This is a genomic window from Rhizobium sp. BR 317, assembly GCF_047445835.1.
GTDB lineage: Bacteria > Pseudomonadota > Alphaproteobacteria > Rhizobiales > Rhizobiaceae > Rhizobium > Rhizobium paranaense.
The window spans coordinates 116,021-133,779 of record NZ_JARWLB010000005.1 but is presented as its reverse complement, the minus strand read 5'-3'; the positions used below and the strand labels follow the sequence as shown (position 1 = coordinate 133,779).

15 protein-coding genes are annotated in these 17,759 nt (G+C 59.8%); 10 read left to right on the top strand and 5 right to left on the bottom strand.

Annotated elements, in window-relative coordinates; genetic code table 11:
- Window positions 1-57 precede the first annotated feature (57 nt).
- From QD357_RS09975 to QD357_RS09935, 9 genes are all read left to right on the top strand, one after another.
- Window positions 58-888, top strand: a complete 831-nt coding sequence (locus tag QD357_RS09975; protein WP_414124201.1) for an AraC family transcriptional regulator — start codon at window positions 58-60, stop codon at window positions 886-888.
- A gap of 144 nt (window positions 889-1,032) precedes the next feature.
- Window positions 1,033-2,052 carry a LacI family DNA-binding transcriptional regulator gene (locus tag QD357_RS09970; protein WP_414124335.1) on the top strand — a complete coding sequence of 340 codons (1,020 nt, stop codon included), beginning with the start codon at window positions 1,033-1,035 and terminating at the stop codon, window positions 2,050-2,052.
- Between the two features lie 44 nt (window positions 2,053-2,096).
- Complete coding sequence (locus QD357_RS09965; RefSeq protein WP_183937990.1) at window positions 2,097-3,338, top strand: ABC transporter substrate-binding protein; 1,242 nt, start codon at window positions 2,097-2,099, stop codon at window positions 3,336-3,338.
- A gap of 65 nt (window positions 3,339-3,403) precedes the next feature.
- Window positions 3,404-4,321 (top strand): carbohydrate ABC transporter permease, encoded by a 918-nt coding sequence (locus QD357_RS09960; protein WP_183937988.1) that lies wholly within the window; start codon window positions 3,404-3,406, stop codon window positions 4,319-4,321.
- Window positions 4,318-5,211: a carbohydrate ABC transporter permease gene (locus QD357_RS09955; RefSeq protein ID WP_414124200.1), complete on the top strand. Its 894-nt coding sequence runs from the start codon at window positions 4,318-4,320 to the stop codon at window positions 5,209-5,211. The genes QD357_RS09960 and QD357_RS09955 overlap by 4 nt, the downstream gene beginning before the upstream one ends.
- Before the next feature lie 25 nt (window positions 5,212-5,236).
- Window positions 5,237-7,168 carry a glycoside hydrolase family 127 protein gene (locus tag QD357_RS09950; protein ID WP_414124199.1) on the top strand — a complete coding sequence of 644 codons (1,932 nt, stop codon included), beginning with the start codon at window positions 5,237-5,239 and terminating at the stop codon, window positions 7,166-7,168.
- Window position 7,169: 1 nt separating this feature from the next.
- On the top strand, window positions 7,170-8,243 hold the full coding sequence (locus tag QD357_RS09945) for an ABC transporter ATP-binding protein (RefSeq protein WP_414124198.1): 1,074 nt from the start codon (window positions 7,170-7,172) through the stop codon (window positions 8,241-8,243).
- 113 nt (window positions 8,244-8,356) lie between these two features.
- Complete coding sequence (locus tag QD357_RS09940) at window positions 8,357-9,289, top strand: dihydrodipicolinate synthase family protein (protein ID WP_414124197.1); 933 nt, start codon at window positions 8,357-8,359, stop codon at window positions 9,287-9,289.
- Between the two features lie 43 nt (window positions 9,290-9,332).
- A complete protein-coding gene (locus tag QD357_RS09935; RefSeq protein ID WP_414124196.1) occupies window positions 9,333-10,949 on the top strand; it encodes a GMC family oxidoreductase in 1,617 nt (538 codons plus the stop codon).
- A 14-nt stretch (window positions 10,950-10,963) separates the two neighbouring features.
- On the opposite strand, the gene QD357_RS09930 is transcribed toward QD357_RS09935, so the two are convergent.
- The gene (locus tag QD357_RS09930) at window positions 10,964-11,377 is read right to left on the bottom strand and encodes a type II toxin-antitoxin system VapC family toxin (RefSeq protein ID WP_414124195.1); all 414 of its coding nucleotides are present in this window, start codon (window positions 11,375-11,377) and stop codon (window positions 10,964-10,966) included.
- A complete protein-coding gene (locus QD357_RS09925) occupies window positions 11,374-11,622 on the bottom strand; it encodes a plasmid stabilization protein (RefSeq protein ID WP_414124194.1) in 249 nt (82 codons plus the stop codon). The genes QD357_RS09930 and QD357_RS09925 overlap by 4 nt, the downstream gene beginning before the upstream one ends.
- Window positions 11,623-11,957: 335 nt before the next feature.
- Between QD357_RS09925 and guaD the strand changes: the two genes are divergently transcribed.
- A complete protein-coding gene (gene guaD, locus QD357_RS09920) occupies window positions 11,958-13,316 on the top strand; it encodes a guanine deaminase (RefSeq protein ID WP_414124193.1) in 1,359 nt (452 codons plus the stop codon).
- Window positions 13,317-13,327: 11 nt separating this feature from the next.
- Here the strand turns inward: guaD and QD357_RS09915 are convergent, their stop codons facing one another.
- From QD357_RS09915 to QD357_RS09905, 3 genes are all read right to left on the bottom strand, one after another.
- The gene (locus tag QD357_RS09915; protein WP_414124192.1) at window positions 13,328-15,598 is read right to left on the bottom strand and encodes an FdhF/YdeP family oxidoreductase; all 2,271 of its coding nucleotides are present in this window, start codon (window positions 15,596-15,598) and stop codon (window positions 13,328-13,330) included.
- 146 nt (window positions 15,599-15,744) lie between these two features.
- Window positions 15,745-16,698, bottom strand: a complete 954-nt coding sequence (locus tag QD357_RS09910) for a lytic transglycosylase domain-containing protein (protein ID WP_414124191.1) — start codon at window positions 16,696-16,698, stop codon at window positions 15,745-15,747.
- A 121-nt stretch (window positions 16,699-16,819) separates the two neighbouring features.
- Window positions 16,820-17,713, bottom strand: a complete 894-nt coding sequence (locus tag QD357_RS09905; RefSeq protein ID WP_414124190.1) for a LysR family transcriptional regulator — start codon at window positions 17,711-17,713, stop codon at window positions 16,820-16,822.
- Between the last annotated feature and the right edge of the window lie 46 nt (window positions 17,714-17,759).

Sequence of the window (17,759 nt, the reverse complement as noted above, 5' to 3'; positions counted from 1 at the left end):
GGCTTGCAGGTGACCTTCTTTCGTGTTTTGGTCCAGTTCTTTCGCGATCGGGCCAAAATGGAAAAGCTCTCTCAAAAGCTGCTGGCAACCCTCGATAAGGACCATGAGCAAAATATGCTCTGGATGGAGGGATCGAACGCCGGCGTACTCGTCCACAGCTCGGAGCCGCCGCAGGGCTACACTGTTCCCTGGCATCGTCATCGCCGCACACAATTGCTCTGCGTTTTCGCCGGCGTCGTCCTGATCCTGACGACCCGCGGCCGTTGGATGGTGCCGCCCGGGCATGCCTTGTTCATCCCCGTTGGCCTGGAACATTCCGTCGAGATGCTGAGCGATGTCAGCATAAAATCGGTCTACGTTATGCCGAACGATCCGACCCCGCCGGAAGAAGCGCCCCGTGTCGTCGAGGTGACGGATCTCGCGCGCAGCCTGCTGCTTGAGGCCATTCGGCTGCGGGAGGCGCCCCTCGGCAATCGCAAGGCCGAACTCGTCCTCTCCCTTCTCATCGAGGAAATTTCGACGCTCGAGGAACGCCCGCTCGGCCTCCCCTTTCCGTCCGACCGGCGGCTGGCGGCGCTCTGCCGCGACTATCTGGCAAACCCGACGCCGAATGCCCGGCTGGACGATTGGGCCGAGAAACTGGCGACAAGCCGCCGGACCTTTACCCGGCAATTTCGCAAGGAGACCGGCATCAGCTTTACCACCTGGCGCCAGCAGGCGAGCGTCTTCGCATGCCTGCCCCAGCTTGAGGAAGGACAGCCGGTAACCAACGTTGCTTTGGAGGCCGGCTATGAGAGCGTCGCCGCTTTCACCACCATGTTCCGCCGCATGCTMGGAACCTCGCCGCGCACCTATATGGTGAACCGCTGGTCTTTCKACCGACCGTAAAAATCGCACAGACATCCGGCCCGCTTACCGCGAAAGACATCCATCCGCGGGCATGATCAAAAAAAATTGAGAAAAGCTTTTCTCATCTTGACTCTCGCTTTGAGAAAAGGTTTTCTCAGCGCAAATAAGTTTGGGAGAGGACATCTGGAAAACCAGCGGATCAGAAACGGTCGGGTAACGATTCACGATGTTGCCGCTGCCGCCGGTGTCAGCATTTCGACCGCATCGAAAGCGCTGAACAATACCGGGCGAATGGGCGGCGATACGCGGGAACGGGTCAAGCGTGTCGCGACCGAGATCGGGTTCCGGCCGAATGCCTTGGCCAAGGGCCTGCTCAGCAATCGGAGTTTCACCATCGGTCTTTTGACCAACGATACCTACGGCCGTTTCACTCTCCCTGTGATGGCCGGGATTACCGAGGCGCTCGTCGACCACGGCGTCTCGGTATTTCTCTGCACGATCGAAGACGATCCTGCGCTCGCAAAGGTTCATGTGGACGCCATGCTGGACAAGAGCGTCGATGGCATCATCGCTTCGGGAAAGAGGATCGACCGCCGGCTGCCGGTGGATTTGTCCAACCTGCCCGTGCCCGTCGTCTACGCCTTCACGGAGGGGACATCCGATAGTGTTACCTTCTGCGCCGACGATTTTCAGGGTGCCACGCTTGCCGTCGAATGGCTGCTGGGTCTCGGCCGCCGCCGGATCGCCCATGTTACCGGCCCGGATAGCTTCGTTTCGGTGCGTGAGCGCACCAGGGCTTACCACGACTTGGTCGGCGACGCGCTGCCAGTGATGTACGGCACATGGTCCGAGGCCTGGGGACATGAGGCCGTCGCGAAAATCTGGGATGCGCCCGGACCGAAGCCGGACGGAATTTTCTGCGGCAACGACCAGATCGCCCGTGCGGTTGTCGACGCCTTGCGTGAGCGCGACGTACGCGTGCCGGAGGAGGTCTCCGTGGTTGGTTTCGACAATTGGGAGATCGTCGCCGCTCAAACACGGCCGCCGCTGACGACGGTCGATATGAATCTCAAGGCTCTCGGTCGAGAGGCCGGGCTGACGGTGCTGGCACTGGCGGAAGGCCGCGCCGTCGAACCGGGAATCAGGACATTGCCGTGCGAATTGGTCGTGCGGCAGTCGTGTGGGGGAAACCCCGAGCATTAGTTGAGGAAGAGGGGCAGAAGGAAATGCCCCATGGGAGGAGAAACATGATGAAGCGACTTCTGGCCGCGACTGGCCTCATATCCTTATGCCTTATGTCCGGCGCGTCTGCCGCCGAAAACATCACGATGTGGGTGCGCTCCGGCATCGGTGATTCCTTCAAGAAGGTCGTCGAGGCTTATAACGCCAGCCACGACGACAAGGTCACCATGACCGAGGTGCCCTTCTCGGAACTCGTGCAGAAATACGCAACCGCGATCGCCGGCGGACAGGCCCCCGATGCCCTGTCGATGGACCTGATCTACACGCCAGCCTTCGCCGCTGCCGGCCAGTTGGAAGATCTGACCGACTGGGCCAAAAGCCTGCCCTATTTCAACTCGCTCTCGCCGTCGCATGTGAAGCTCGGCACCTATCAGGACCATATCTATGGCCTGCCGCTCTCCGTCGAGACCTCCGTCTTCGCCTGGAACAAGGACCTCTATAAGAAAGCAGGTCTCGACCCGGATAAAGCACCGACGACCTGGGACGAGATCACCAGCAATGCCGAGAAGATCCGCGCGCTCGGCGGGGATACCTACGGCTTCTATTTCTCCGGCGGCGGCTGCGGCGGCTGCATGATCTTCACCTTCACTCCGCTCACCTGGGGTGCAGGCGCCGACATTCTTTCGGCCGACGGCAAGAAGGCGACGCTCGACACGCCGCAGATGCGCAAGGCCGTMGATATCTACCGCAACATGGTCAAGAAGGATCTGGTGCCGGCAGGTGCTGCCAGTGACACTGGCGCCAATTTCCTGAGCATCAGCAACGGCAAGATCGGCCAGCAGAGCATCGGCGCCTTCTCGATCGGCACGCTGATCACGCAATATCCCGATATCCATTTCGGTGTAACGCTGATCCCAAGTGTCGACGGCAAGACGTCCTCCTTTGCCGGCGGCGACAACTTCGTCATCTCCAAGGGCACGAAGAAGCTCGATGCCGTGAAGAAGTTCCTCGAATATACCTATTCGCTGGACGGCCAGAAGATCATGGCGAAATATGGCAGCCTGCCGACGCGCGGCGATATCGCCGACCAAGTGCTTCAAGGTCTCGATCCGCGCATGCAGGTGGGCCTGAAAGCCATCTCCATCGCCAAGACGCCCTATACGCTGCAGTTCAACGACCTGATCAACAGCGCCAACGGCCCATGGGCCGGCTTCACCAACGCCGCAATCTTTGGAGACAACGTCGACTCGGCCTTCTCCAATGCGCAGTCGGAAATGCAGTCGATCATCGACAACGCACAGCAGTAATAAACCATCACAGACCGGGAGGCCTGGCCTCCCGGTCCTCCCCACCAAAACATCAGGAGCATTCCATGGCTGGTCCCGAAGCTATCGGAGCACTGCGTCGTCGAAAGCGGCGGCGACATGCCGGTTGGCACGGATTTCTCTACATCGCGCCGGCCATGGCGCTGGTCCTGGTCTTCTTTGTCCTGCCCGTGCTCTTTACCGGCTGGATGAGCCTGCATAACTGGCCGTTGCTCGGCAATCCGCGCTGGATCGGTTTCGGCAATTATACAAGGATGGTGTCGGACGTTCGCTTCATGTCGGCCTTGCGTTTCACCGCCTACTATACGGTGATCGTCACCATCGTCATCTTCGCTGTTGCCTTCCCCCTGGCGCTCTACGTCGAAAAGCAGCGGCGCCTCGTCGGTTTTTACCGCACCATCATCTTCCTGCCGGTCGTCGTCGGGCTGGCGACAGCCTCGCTTCTCTGGGTCTGGCTCGTCAATGTCGACAGCGGCTTTTTTGTACCGGCAGCTCAGGCACTTGGCCTCATCGGCCGCAGGCCGAACCTGCTTGCCGATTTCGACACCGCCTTTGCCACGATCGTCGTGATGGTGGTCTGGAAGATCGCCGGCTTCACCATGATCATCCTACTTACCGGCCTGCAGGCGATCCCTTCGGAGCTGACGGAGGCCGCTCGCATCGATGGCGCCAGGCGCTGGCAGCGCTTCCGCTTCCTGACCCTGCCGCTGATGCGCCGGACGATTGCGCTTGCCCTGATCATCTCCATCACGGGCTCCGTGCTTGCCTTTGACCAGTTCTACATCATGACCAGCGGCGGACCTCAGAACCAGATGATCTCCGTGGTCTACTACATCTTCAACCAGTCCTTCGTGTCCTTCAATCTCGGCTATGGTGCGGCACTATCGATCGCCCTTCTCGTCATTCTCGTATTGATCAGCATCGTCCAGCTCTGGCTGCTGCGCGTCGGGGAGGATCGCCCATGAGCATCACCAACATGAGCACCACGAACGTCAGAACCGTAAAAGAGCGCCGCGCCAGGCGGAAAATGTGGAGTGCCGTCAGCTATCATGGTGTCGGCGTCATCATCGTCATCTTCTTCTTCGCGCCCTTTGCGATCGCGCTGCTGTCATCGTTCCGGCATGGTACGGAGGCGAGTCTTCCACCTCTGCCGCCCTGGCCGACATCGGGCTTCACCTTCGATGCCTATCGTGCCCTCGACGGTTTCGGCGCCGGGGTCGTGCAGCATACGCTGAACTCGCTCTTCGTTTCCGTGACGACGGTCATCTTGACGGTCATGGTTAGCCTACTCGCCGGCTACGGCTTTTCGCGCTACCAGTTCCCGTTCAAGGGCGCCTTCTTCATCCTGATCATCGCAACGCTGATGATCCCGTTCCAGTCGATCCTGACGCCGCTCTTCATCATCCTGGCAAGGCTCGGCCTCAACAACTCGCTGATCGGGTTGACACTGGTCTATGTCACACTGCAGCTACCCTTCTCGGTGTTCATGATGCGCAATGCCTTCGACGCGGTGCCGAAGGAGATCGAGGAAGCCGCTCGTATCGATGGCGCACGCGACCTGAAGCTGTTGTTCCGGGTGCTGCTGCCGCTGGTGCTGCCGGGTGTGGCGACCGTTGCGATCTTCGCCTTCCTCAATGCCTGGAACGAATTCCTGGCAGCACTGGTGCTGCTTTCGAGCAATGAAAAATTCACGCTGCCCGTACTGATGATCGCAGTTCGGACCGGGCGGCTCGGCGCGGTCAATTGGGGCGCGGTTCAGGCCGGCATCGCCGTCATGACCATACCCTGCGTCATCGTCTTCCTGCTTCTGCAACGCTATTACATGCGCGGTCTGATGGCCGGCGCGGTGAAATGAACCTCAAACGAAACGGATGAAAGCCATGTCAGACAAGCAAAATCGCCAATTCCGCCCCCTGCCCGTTCCGAATGTCGAACTTCACGGCCTCTTCGGCGCACGGCAGGACGCGATCTGCAACTCCACGGCCGCCACCCTGCTCGACCGCTGCGTCGAGGCCGGCATGGTCAGGGCAATCGACGTCGACAAGCCGAGCCCCGGCATTATCCTTCCGCTGCAGACCTGGTCAGGTTCGACGCAAATGTTCTGGGACAGCGATCTCGGCAAGTCGATCGAGACCATCGCCTATTCGCTCTATCGCCGCCCGAATCCGGAACTCGAGGCCCGCGCCGACGCGATCATCGACATGTATGAGAAGTTGCAGCAGGAGGATGGCTATCTGAACGCCTGGTTCCAGCGCGTTCAGCCGGGCCGCCGCTGGACCAACCTACGCGACCATCACGAGCTTTACTGCGCCGGACACCTGATCGAAGCTGCGGTCGCCTATTACCAGGCGACGGGAAAACGCAAACTGCTCGACATCATGAGCCGCTTTGCCGATTACATGATCACCGTTTTCGGCCATGGCGAGGGACAATTGCGCGGCTATTGCGGCCATGAAGAGGTCGAGCTGGCGCTGGTGAAGCTCGGTCGCGTCACCGGCGAGAAGAAATATCTCGACCTTGCCAAATATTTCATCGACGAGCGTGGCCAGGAGCCGCATTTCTTCACGGACGAAGCGCTGCGTGATGGTCGCGATCCGGCAAAATTCGTGCAGAAGACCTATGAATACAATCAGGCCCACCAGCCGGTTCGGGAGCAGAAGAAGGTGGTCGGCCATGCCGTGCGCGCCATGTATCTCTATTCCGGCATGGCCGATATCGCGACCGAATATAATGACGACAGCCTGACGTCGGCGCTGGAGACCTTGTGGGACGATCTGACCACCAAGCAGATGTATGTCACCGGCGGCATCGGACCGGCCGCTTCCAACGAAGGCTTCACCGACTATTACGACCTGCCGAACGAAAGCGCCTATGCCGAAACCTGCGCCTCGGTCGGCCTCGTCTTCTGGGCGAACCGCATGCTCGGCCGCGGGCCGAACCGGCGCTATGCCGATATCATGGAACAAGCGCTTTATAATGGTGCGATGGCCGGGCTGTCGCTCGACGGAAAGACCTTCTTCTACGAGAACCCACTGGAAAGCGCCGGCAAGCACCACCGCTGGACCTGGCACAATTGCCCCTGCTGCCCGCCGAATATCGCCCGCCTGCTCGCTTCGGTCGGTTCCTACATGTATGCGGCTGCCGACAACKAAATTGCCGTCCATCTCTATGGCGAGAGCAAGGCCCGCGTTCCGCTTGCAAGCGGTGTGACAGTCGAACTGTCTCAGGAAACGAATTATCCTTGGGACGGCGCGATCCATTTCGGAGTCAATCCGGACCGCGGCGCATGCTTCGCACTGTCGCTGCGCATCCCCGAATGGGCAGAAGGCGCGACGCTTGCCATCAACGGCGCCTCCGTCGATCTTTCCTCGATCACTGTCGATGGCTATGCTCGCATCGAGCGGGAGTGGCAGAGCGCCGATAAGGTCGATCTCAATATTCCGCTGATCCCGCGCACGCTGTTCGCCAATCCCAAAGTGCGCCAGGACGCCGGTCGTGCGGCGCTGATGCGCGGGCCGCTGGTCTATTGCGTCGAGACGACCGATAATGGCCGTGACCTCAACGGCATCTCGCTTGCCGGCAACCCTGCTACGGCGCAGACGACGGAAATTGCCGCACTGGAGGGCGCAGTCGCACTCGATATCCCGGTGAACCGCGATGATGCAGATTGGGGATCGGTCCTCTATCGAACAGCACCGCCAAAGAGCCGTTCCGCCACCGCCCGTTTCGTTCCCTATCATCTGTGGGATAATCGCGAGCCGGGTGAGATGCTGGTCTGGGTCCGCGCCGGCCAGACGCAACACGGAGCCTGACATGGGCAAGAACAGCATGAGATTGACCGGCGTCCGCAAGAATTACGGCGGACTAGAGGTCATTCACGGTATCGATCTTGAAGTGCAGGAAGGTGCATTCGTCGTCTTCGTCGGTCCGTCCGGCTGCGGCAAGTCGACCCTGCTCCGGATGATCGCAGGACTGGAGGAAGTGACCGACGGCGAAATCGCCATCAAGGGCCGGGATGTCACCGATCTCGACCCATCCGAGCGAGGCATCGCCATGGTCTTCCAGTCCTATGCGCTCTATCCGCATATGAGCGTGCGTGAAAATCTCGGTTTCGGGCTGAAAATGGCCCGGACCGATACCGGCGAGATCGAAGCGCGCGTCAAGGCCGCTTCGGCGATCCTCAAGATCGACCATTTGCTGGACCGCCGTCCTGGCCAGCTTTCCGGCGGCCAGCGGCAGCGCGTTGCCATCGGCCGGGCGATCGTGCGAAAGCCGGACGTCTTTCTCTTCGACGAGCCGCTGTCCAACCTCGACGCGGAACTGCGCGTCTCCATGCGCATCGAAATCGCCAGGCTGCACCGTGAGCTTGGCAACACGATGATCTATGTGACGCACGACCAAACCGAGGCGATGACGCTTGCCGACAAGATCGTCGTGCTGAGAGACGGCAAGATCGAGCAGGCCGGCAGCCCCCGCGAGGTCTATGAAGATCCGGCCAATATCTTCGTCGCCGGCTTCATCGGTTCGCCGCGCATGAACATGATCGAAGCCGAATGGGCCGCCGATGGCTCCGCCAAAACTCCCGGCGGCTCCATCAAAACCGATATCGGGCCGGCCGGCATGACGTCGGGCGACAAGCTGATGCTGGGCATGCGCCCGGAACATCTGATCGTCGTCTCCGATAGCGATGATGCCATCCGCGTCACCGTCGATTTCGACGAATATCTCGGCGGCACACGCTATCTCTATTGCCAGACAGAGGACGGTCAGAGCTTGATTGCCGAATATCGCGAAGGTCCGGATATTCAGCGCGGCGATACGCTCTATCTGCGCTGCGCGCCGGAAAGGCGCCGCTATTTCGACGGACAGGGAAACCGGCTCCGTTGAGGCATCAACTCAAGGCGGTACTGCCTAATCATTTGACGAACAACTAAAATTATGACGATGTTTGCGGCTAGCACCGGAGCATCTGTTCGGCGAATAAATTGGGAGGCGGCTGGATGGCAAGACTGACCGAGAACGCCAAAGGCGTCTATGTGATCGCCGTTACACCCTTCACCGACGAAGGCGCGCTCGATTTTGCCAGCATCGACAGCATGGTGGATTTCTACGAGAGCGTCGGGGTGACCGGGCTGACGGTTCTCGGTCAACTCGGCGAGGCGCCGAAACTGACGGCGGAGGAATCGCGTGCCGTCGTCGAACGCGTGCTGCAGCGCCTCGATGGCCGCCTGCCTGTTGTMGTTGGCGTTTCGGCGCCTGGACTTGCACCGATACAGGAACTGGCCGAAGCTGTTATGGACCAGGGTGCTGCGGGCGTGATGGTCGCGCCGCCCTGGACAATCCGGACCGACGATCAGGCCTTTGCCTTCTATCAATCGGTCGGCGAAGCGCTGGGCGATACGCCCTTCGTGCTGCAGGACTATCCGCTGACGACCAATGTCACCCTCGCGCCCAAGGTCATCGACCGGATCATCAAGGAAGTGCCGAACTGCGTCATGCTCAAGCATGAGGATTGGCCGGGCCTGTCGAAGATTACCGCGTTGCGAGCCTCCGGCGACAAGGGCGAAACGCGGCGTATCTCCATTCTCTGCGGCAATGGTGGGCTTTTCCTTCCCGAAGAAATGGGCCGCGGCGCCGATGGCGCGATGACCGGCTTCTGCTATCCGGAAATGATGGTGGGTGTCGTGCGAGCCTATACGACCGGAAATGTCGACCGGGCGCATGACATCTTCGACGCCTATCTGCCGCTGGCGCGCTACGAACAGCAACAAGGCATTGGCCTTGCCGCCCGCAAATATGTTCTCGCCAAACGCGGCGTCATCAAATCCGCCGCCCTGCGCAAGCCCGGCGCCAAGCTTTCACCGCTCGATGTGAAGGACGTGGAGCGTCTGCTGGCTCGGCAGGCGCTGCGGCTTCAGGAGATTGGCGCATGATCCGATCAATTTAAGATAATGAATATCGGCCAGGGGGGCTTTGGTGGCGAAGACCTATGATTTCATCATTGCCGGCGGTGGCTCGGCAGCTTGCGTCGCCGCCATGCGGCTGGTGCGGGATTTCGGCTTTTCCGTGCTGGTCATCGAGCGCGGGCCGCGCAAGACCGCGAAGCTGATGGCCTTTCCCGCCGGCTACATGAAATACCTCGCCCGCGACGATTTTCTTGAAATGCACCATACGGTTCCGCAGCCGCAACTCGGCGGTCGCGGACCGATCGTTCCGGTCGCCAAGGCGCTTGGCGGCGGCAGCGCCGTCAATGCCATGGTCTATATGCGCGGCCAGAAAGAAGATTATGACGGCTGGGCCACCCATCTCGGCCATGGGATCGAATGGTCCTATGCCAACATGCTGCCGCACTTCAAAGGGATCGAAGCCAATACGCGCTTCAACAACCGATATCACGGCATATCCGGCAACCTACGCATCTCCGAGCCGGGGCATATTTCCGGGACGACAGAGGATTTCCTTTTAGCCGCGCAGGGGCTCGGCCATCCCTATAATCATGACTTCAACGGCGTCAGGCAAAACGGCGTCGGCATCATGCAGCACACGTTCGGCCAGTGGAACGGCAAGATGGAACGCTCCGATGCCAAGAAGGCCTTTCTCGATCCGCTTGCCGGCGACAAAAGGCTAGAGATCATCACCGATGCCCGCGTCGACCGCATCATCATCGAAAATGGCCGCGCGACCGGTGTCACCTACGCGCGCAATGGAGAAAACCACACGGTCCGTGCCGAACGAGAAATCCTTGTCGCCGCGGGCACCTACAACAGCGCCAAACTGATGATGCTATCCGGCATCGGCCCGGCCGATCATCTGCGCGAACATGATATTGCCGTTACTCTCGATCTTCCCGGCGTCGGTGCCAATCTGCAGGACCATCATGAAGTCCCGGTCATCGCCACGACCAAAGCCAAATCCGGCTATTTCGGCGAGGACAAGGGTTGGCCCATGCTCCGCAACGGGCTGCAATATCTGCTCTTCAACTCGGGTCCGGTCACCACGACCGGCATCGAATCCTGCCTGTTCTACGATCCGGATGGCAGCGAACGCCCATCGATCCAGCTCTATTGCGCCCCGATCGTCTATCTCGACCGTGACGTCTCCTCCACCAAGCCAACCTATGGCGTCACCTTCACTTCCTGTCTCCTACGCCCGAAAGCACGGGGCAGCGTCAAGCTCCGCTCGGCCAACCCTGCGGATCAGCCGTTGGTCGACTGCAACTTCTTTGGCGATCCAGACGACCTGCGCCTGACGCTCGCCTCATTGAAGGTCGCGCGGCAACTGCTGGAGACGGAACCGTTCAAATCGAAGATAGCGGACGAGGTTCTGCCAGGCCGGGCGCTGCAGGACGATGAGGCCCTCGCCAAATTCGCCGGCCAGACCGTCAAGACGAACTACCACCCTTCCGGCAGCCTGCGCATGGGGCCGGACAATGATCCAATGTCGGTGGTCGACGGAAAGCTGCGCGTACGCGGCATCGACGGCCTTCGGGTCATCGACTGCTCCATCATCCCCTTCATCCCCTCAGGAAATACCAATGCGCCGGCAATGGCGATCGGCTCAAAGGCGGCGGAAATGATTGGGAAGAGTTACTAAAGCCTACCTTGCCGCTAGAATTCCCAGGGCGATATGAGATCGAGGCCCGTTTTTCGAAAGTCTGATAAATTGCGCGTCGCCAGACGGCCGCCATTGATGCGGGTAATAGCAGCAATCATGCCATCAGGAGCCGACATTGGCCGCCCTTGTCGCTCCGCAAGGCCCATAATCTCACCATAGGCGAGAGCCGCCTCTTCGGTGAAGCCGAAAATCCGATCGGCAAATCGACGCCGCCATTCAGATAATCGTTGCTCCAAACGTGCTGCTCGTTGGTCCGGCATAATTTTATGGATACCGAAAGCAATCTCGGCAATCGTGATAGTAGGCAGTGCAATCTCTGCATCATGCCGGCCTAACCAGGCAATGACGGCTGGCTCGGGCTGCTTGCGCAGGGTTTCAGATATGACGTTGGTATCAAGAAATATCACAGATCAACTCCGTGATTGACTTGGCGCCTCTCTCGAATGACGGCCTCCAGATCAATATCCTCGTCCTCGGTCATGGACATTCGAGCATAGAAGGACGCAGCAGGCTCGCGGCCGGCCTCGCGAATTTCATAGGATTCTAGCGCGCGTTCAACGATATCGGCAATGGTTCGGTTCTCGCGTCGGGCAAGTCGATAAGCKAGATCACGCGCCTTAGCACTGCGGACGGACAGTTGTGGTTCAGCCATTTGGTTCTCCTATGCATGAAAGATAAGCCTCCATCGCTAAGCCATCAAGATGGCAGATGATGGCTAGCTGGCAAAAATGAGATATTCGGGATAATTTGCATTGCCTCTCCGGCACTCGAAATAGCGAAATTCAGCGTTCTTTCGTAACGCTGTCCATTGCCATGCTMGATGACAAAAGAACCTATGCATTTCCAACAGTTGATCTTCCAGCAAGACCGCATCATTTTCGAGAATCAGAGACTAGTCCTGCTGCCGATGCCACTTCAATTGCTGGCTGAAGGAGATGGGCATCACCCACGGCATGACGGTTATGGCMGCCTGAAAAGAGCACACAGATGAATTTGCGCAACAAGACGCTCAGCGCGTCGGGATTTCATTCGCCGGAGCGCGGCATCATCGACGTTCTGGACGATGCGCTGATCGAAATTGATGCCGATGGTGCGATTACCGCCGTTCATCGTCACGGTGATCCGAATTACCGGAGCATTCGCGACGCGCGCGATGCGTCCGGCGAACTCGTGACCCTGCCGGCCGGCTTTTACATCTTGCCCGGCTTTGTCGATCTGCATGTGCACGCACCGCAATATCCGCAGCTCGGCGATGCGCTCGATGTGCCATTGGAAGTCTGGCTGCAGAAATACACTTTCCCGCTGGAGGCACGCTATCAGGACGCCGCCTTCGCGCGCCGTATCTACGGTTTGCTAGTCGATGACCTGCTGACCAACGGCATCACGACAGCCCTCTATTTTGCCACCATCCATCAGGAGGCGACGCGGGCACTGGTGGATATCTGCCTGGAAAAGGGTCAGCGCGCCCTGATCGGCAAGGTGGCGATGGACAATGCCGACGAGTGTCCAGACTATTATCGCGACCTCTCTGCGCAAGAGGCACTCGACGGCACGCGGGCATTGATCGACTACGTGCGTGGCCATCCCGACAATCGCGAAGGACGCGTTTTGCCGGTTGTGACGCCGCGCTTTATCCCCTCCTGTACAGACGCGACACTCGAAGGCCTCGGCGCCATTGCTAGGGAATGCGGCTGCCATGTGCAGACACATTGCTCGGAGAGCGATTGGGCCCATGGCTATGTTCTTGCAAGACATGGCATGACGGATACGGATAGCCTCGATCGCTTCGGCCTGCTTGGCCGCAATACGGTCCTGGCGCATGCGAATTTCCTGACGGCGAAGGATATGGAGACGGTTCGCGCGCGGGAAGCCGCCGTCGCTCATTGCCCGCTTTCGAATGCCTATTTCGCCAATGCCGTCTTTCCATTGCGCGCCGCGCTCGAAAAGGGGCTGCATGTCGGTCTCGGCACGGACATTTCCGGTGGCCCGAGTGCTTCGATGTTCGAGAATGCCCGTGGCGCGATCCTGGCATCGCGGATGCTGCAAAGCGGCGTCGACCCGAACTTGCCGCCATCAGCCCGCTCGACGTTTGGCCCAGCCCAGATCGATTTTCGCGATGCCTTCCATATCGCGACGGCGGGCGGCGGCATCGCGCTCGATCTCCCCGTCGGGCAATTCACGCCCGGCTATCAGTTCGACGCAGTGCTCATCCACGCCGATGCCGAGAAAGGCACGGTGCGGCTGTTCGAAGACCGCGACAAGGGCGAGCACATCCTGCAGAAAATCATCTACACCGCGTCGAGGCCAAACATCGCGGCCACCTGGGTTAGCGGCCGCAAGGTTTAGAAGCAGCAGCGCTACGCCGCTTTGCTGATATGCACCGGAACCGACTTGTAAGACGGCGTGCCGCTTTCCTTGTCCTGATAGTCGATCGGGATCAGGCAGTTTGCCTCCGGGTAATAGGCGGCGACGGAGCCCGGCGCGATGTCGTAGGAAATCGCTGTCAGCTTCAACAGCCGCTTGCCACCCGAAGGCAGCGCGGTCTCGATTTCCACGAGATCGCCATGCTCCAGCCCCTTCGCCGCCAGATCACGATCATTCATGAACAAGACGTCGCGGCGGCCGAAGACGCCGCGGTAGCGATCGTCGAGGCCATAAATCGTCGTGTTGTATTGGTCGTGGCTGCGGATCGTTGCGAGTTTGAGAATGCCGGCCTCGGCCACCGCGATATCCTCGTTGAGACCCCGGAACAGCAGGAACTCCGCCTTTGCCGACGGCGTCTTCCAGACGCGTTCGGTCGGCCCCAAAGGCAGACGGAAGCCGCCTGGCACGCGGATGCGCTGGTTGTAACCTTCGAAATCGGGAAAGACGATTTCGATCTTGTCGCGGATGCGGTCATAATCGGCAACGAGCTCCATCCAGGCGACCTTGCTGTCCGGCAACGTCGCCTGCGCCATGCCGGCAACGATMGCCGGTTCCGAACGCAGATGTTCCGAGGCCGGCTTCAGCTTACCGCGCGAGGCATGCACCATCGACATCGAATCTTCGATCGTCACCGATTGCGGTCCGGAGGACTGGATATCCTGCTCGGTGCGCCCAAGCACCGGCAGAATGATGGATTCCCTGCCGATCAGCAGTTGCGAGCGGTTGAGCTTGGTATTCATGTGGACAGCGAGCTCGAGTTTGCGCATGCCGTCGGCGCAAAGTTCCGGATCCGGCAGCGCGATCGAAAAATTGCCGCCCAGGCAGATCAGCACCCTCGACTGTCCTTCCGCCATCGCCTGCATTGCCGCGACCGCATCGTGGCCGTGATGTTCGGGCGATTTGAAGCCAAAAGCGCGCTCGATGCCGGCAAACATCGCCGGATTCGGCCTCTCGCTGATCCCGACCGTACGATTGCCCTGCACGTTGGAATGGCCGCGCAACGGACAGATGCCGGCGCCAGGCTTGCCGAAATTGCCGCGCAGCAGCAACAGGTTGGCGATCTGCTGGACATTCGCGGTACCCTTGGCGTGCTGGGTAATGCCCATGCCGTAGGTGACGATCGTGGCATTCGATTTGACATAGGCCGCGGCGACCCGTTCCAAGTCCGCCCGCATCAGGCCGGATGCTCTTTCGATATCGGCCCATGCGGTTTGCCTGAGATCGGCGGCGAAGATATCGAAGCCGTTGGTGTGTTCGGCGATGAAGGCACGGTCGAACACGTCTTCCGACGTTTCGGCCGCCTCCAATACCGCCTTCATGATACCCTTAAGGGCAGCCGCATCGCCGCCGATCTTGACCTGATAGTAGGAGGAAGCAATCCGCGTCGAGCCGAAAGTGCTCATCTCGATCGCGTTCTGCGGATCGGCAAAACGCTCAAGCGCCCGTTCCTTCAGCGGATTGAAAACGATGATCGGTACGCCGCGCCGCGAGCATTCATGCAGCGTGCCCATCATGCGCGGGTGATTGGTGCCGGGGTTATGACCCATAGAGATGATCAGTTCGCAACGGTCGAAATCGTCCAGCGATACCGTGCCCTTGCCGATGCCGATCGATTGCGGCAGGCCGACACTGGTCGCCTCATGGCACATGTTGGAGCAATCGGGGAAATTGTTGGTGCCGTATTCCCGCGCGAAAATCTGGAACAGAAAAGCCGCTTCGTTGGAGGCGCGGCCGGAGGTGTAAAACTCCGCCATGTTTGGATCCGGCAGGCTGCGCATGACCTCGCCGATACGGGCAAAGGCCGCATCCCATTCGATCGGTCGATAAGTATCGGTTGTGCGATCATACTCCAGCGGATGCGTGAGCCGGCCTTCGTTCTCCAACTCGTAATCGCTCCATTGCAGCAGCTCGGTCACGGTATGCTTGGCGAAGAACTCGGGCGTCACGCGCTTGTTGGTGGCTTCCCAGGTGACGGCTTTTGCGCCGTTTTCGCAGAACTGAAAGGTCGATGTGTGTTCCTTGTCGGGCCAGGCGCAGCCGGGGCAATCGAAGCCATCGGGCTTGTTGGTGCGCAGAAGCAGCAGCGGCGCCTCGGTGACATCCATCTGCTCGCGCACGGCCTTGGCGGTCGCCCTCAACGCGCCCCAGCCACCGGCGGGATTGCTGTAAGCACGGATTCCCGGAACTTCACGCTTCTGCGCCATAGCACGCTCCTTTGGTTCGTCTCCTCACACTCCCGGAGTAAAGCTAGCCGATTGGTGGATATTTTCCATTCACTAAGCGGCAATGGGTGACGGAATCGTTGCGCACTGCATCCCGCAAGCGTTGAGGCCTGATCGAGGCAAGACCTTCAATTCTTGAAAACGAAGCAAACGCCGCCCTTTTGGTGGACCTGGGCGCAAACCGCATCCGCCTCATCACGCGTCTGCCGACCGATGCGGGCGGCATATCGGATGCGAAAGCCGAAGTCGGCGTTGCGCTGGCGCACGATGAGCGGCTTTTCTTCATTCAACGGCGATGGAAGCTTGCTGACGTCTTCGGAAAAAAGCCGCCGAACGGTATCGAGCTGGATATGCTCCGCGAGCTGAGCACCCCAGGGCGCCCAGGGCCGCTCCTGCTCCAAAGCAACCTGCTTTAGCCGGCGGCTGCCGGCAAGCGCCATGCAAGCCTGCGCGAAAGGCTTGCCCTTATCGAGTTCCGGCGCGACCGTATCCGGCGGATCATCCTTCCATTGCTCGACGGTGTGCGCCGTAATCGCAATCACGTAGCTGCGCGTCTCATTGGGCAAATTGCCGGAATTGAGAAAATTTGCGAGGCCGTTTTCGCCGGCATTGTAGGCCGCTGCCGCCAAGCCGAGATTGCCGAAACGGTTGCGCAATTCATCCAGATATGCCGCCGCCTTGCTCAGCGCCTCCAGTAGGTCGTAGCTGTCCTGAACACCGCGCAATCTTGCCGTTCCCGGCATGAATTGCGCAATGCCTTGCGCACCCTTCGGGCTGACGGCATCGGGGCGGAACGTGCTTTCGCGCCAGATGAGCCTGGCCAGATAATCCGACGGCAGATGATTGACGTGGGCAAAATAGTCGATCGCGTCGCAGAGGTCGTGATTGTAGCTTTCCTTGCGGATGCAAAGTGTTTCGCCGGTGTCAGTGATCAAAGGCCCTGAAATGCAGGCCGGTGGCGGCGCGACGCTCCATTCAGATTGGGCCTTCGCGGGGCAAGCGGCCGACGCGACCAAGCCGGACGCAATAAAGAAACCTATGGCCCTTCCGACAAAGCCGGGCCGATTCTGGTTGCCTGCCATCCCCGCGAAACCCGTTGGAAACCGTCAAATCGCTAGATTATTTCTTGATAGCATCGATGCGCGATGACGAAAACCGGGAAGCTGCAAGAGGCTTCCGGATAGCCTCCGTTCGATTGAAGGTCTATGACCTGAATGCGTCGAAGATCAATGCCCGTAGCCATCGATGGGCAGGATCGGCATCCATGCGAGGATGCCAGGTTTGCGCAATGACGAAGCCGGGTGTGGCCACGGGCAGCTCAAACATCTCGATCTGCTTCGCGGCACCCGCTTGGCAATATGAACGCGGTAGCAATCCGATAAGATCGGATGCTGCCGCAACGGCCATCACTGCCGGATAGCTCGGCACCACGAGGTTGACTTTTCGCGAGAGACCGAGTTCGGCAAGGGCTTCGTCAACCGGCCCCTTGATATGTCCTCGCCTGGAGGAAATGACATGTCCGCACGCTGCGTATAACTCGGGCGTTATGGACTCTGCCTTCAAAAGAGGATGCCCTGCCCGCGCGACGCCGACAAAAGAGTCTTCAAACAGTGTCTGGCCACGCAACTCCGCGCCATCCCCCGAGATAACCCCGATGTCCAGGTCAAGCGTTGCATCTCTTAGCGGCTGAATTTCCTTGTTTGGCTTGGGTGCAAAACGCAGCCGCACGCCAGGCGCAGCATTCGTGGCGGCGACGCTTAGACGCGCAGCATGCAAAAGCACGAATGCCTCGTTGGCACGGATCGTGAAATCGCGCTGCAACTCGCGAATATCGATCGCCGGCGGCGGGCTTAGCACGGTCTGCACGGCCGCGGTCAGCGAACGCACTTGATCGGCGATCGCCTCCGCATGCGGTGTCGCGACCATCGCCCGACCCGCCGGAACCAGAATGGGATCGCGCAACGCAATCCGCAGCCTCGACAAAGTCCGGCTCATGGCGGAGGTACTTAGCCCGAGCTTTCGGGCGGCGGCCGATACGCTCCGTTCACGAAGCAAAACGTCCAAAGCTGGCAGCAGGTTCAAGTCTATATCGGGCATGGGTTGAGCTTAACAACGCAAGGCGTTGAATGCAACGGTCAGTTTC

What these genes read in the sequence shown, in the direction of transcription:
- QD357_RS09960 (WP_183937988.1), top strand. Translation starts at nt 3,404, where the DNA reads ATGGCTGGTCCCGAAGCTATCGGAGCACTGCGTCGTCGAAAGCGGCGG.
- QD357_RS09955 (WP_414124200.1), top strand. Translation starts at nt 4,318, where the DNA reads ATGAGCATCACCAACATGAGCACCACGAACGTCAGAACCGTAAAAGAG.
- QD357_RS09945 (WP_414124198.1), top strand. Translation starts at nt 7,170, where the DNA reads ATGGGCAAGAACAGCATGAGATTGACCGGCGTCCGCAAGAATTACGGC.
- guaD (WP_414124193.1), top strand. Translation starts at nt 11,958, where the DNA reads ATGAATTTGCGCAACAAGACGCTCAGCGCGTCGGGATTTCATTCGCCG.
- QD357_RS09910 (WP_414124191.1), bottom strand. Translation starts at nt 16,698, where the DNA reads ATGGCAGGCAACCAGAATCGGCCCGGCTTTGTCGGAAGGGCCATAGGT.
- QD357_RS09905 (WP_414124190.1), bottom strand. Translation starts at nt 17,713, where the DNA reads ATGCCCGATATAGACTTGAACCTGCTGCCAGCTTTGGACGTTTTGCTT.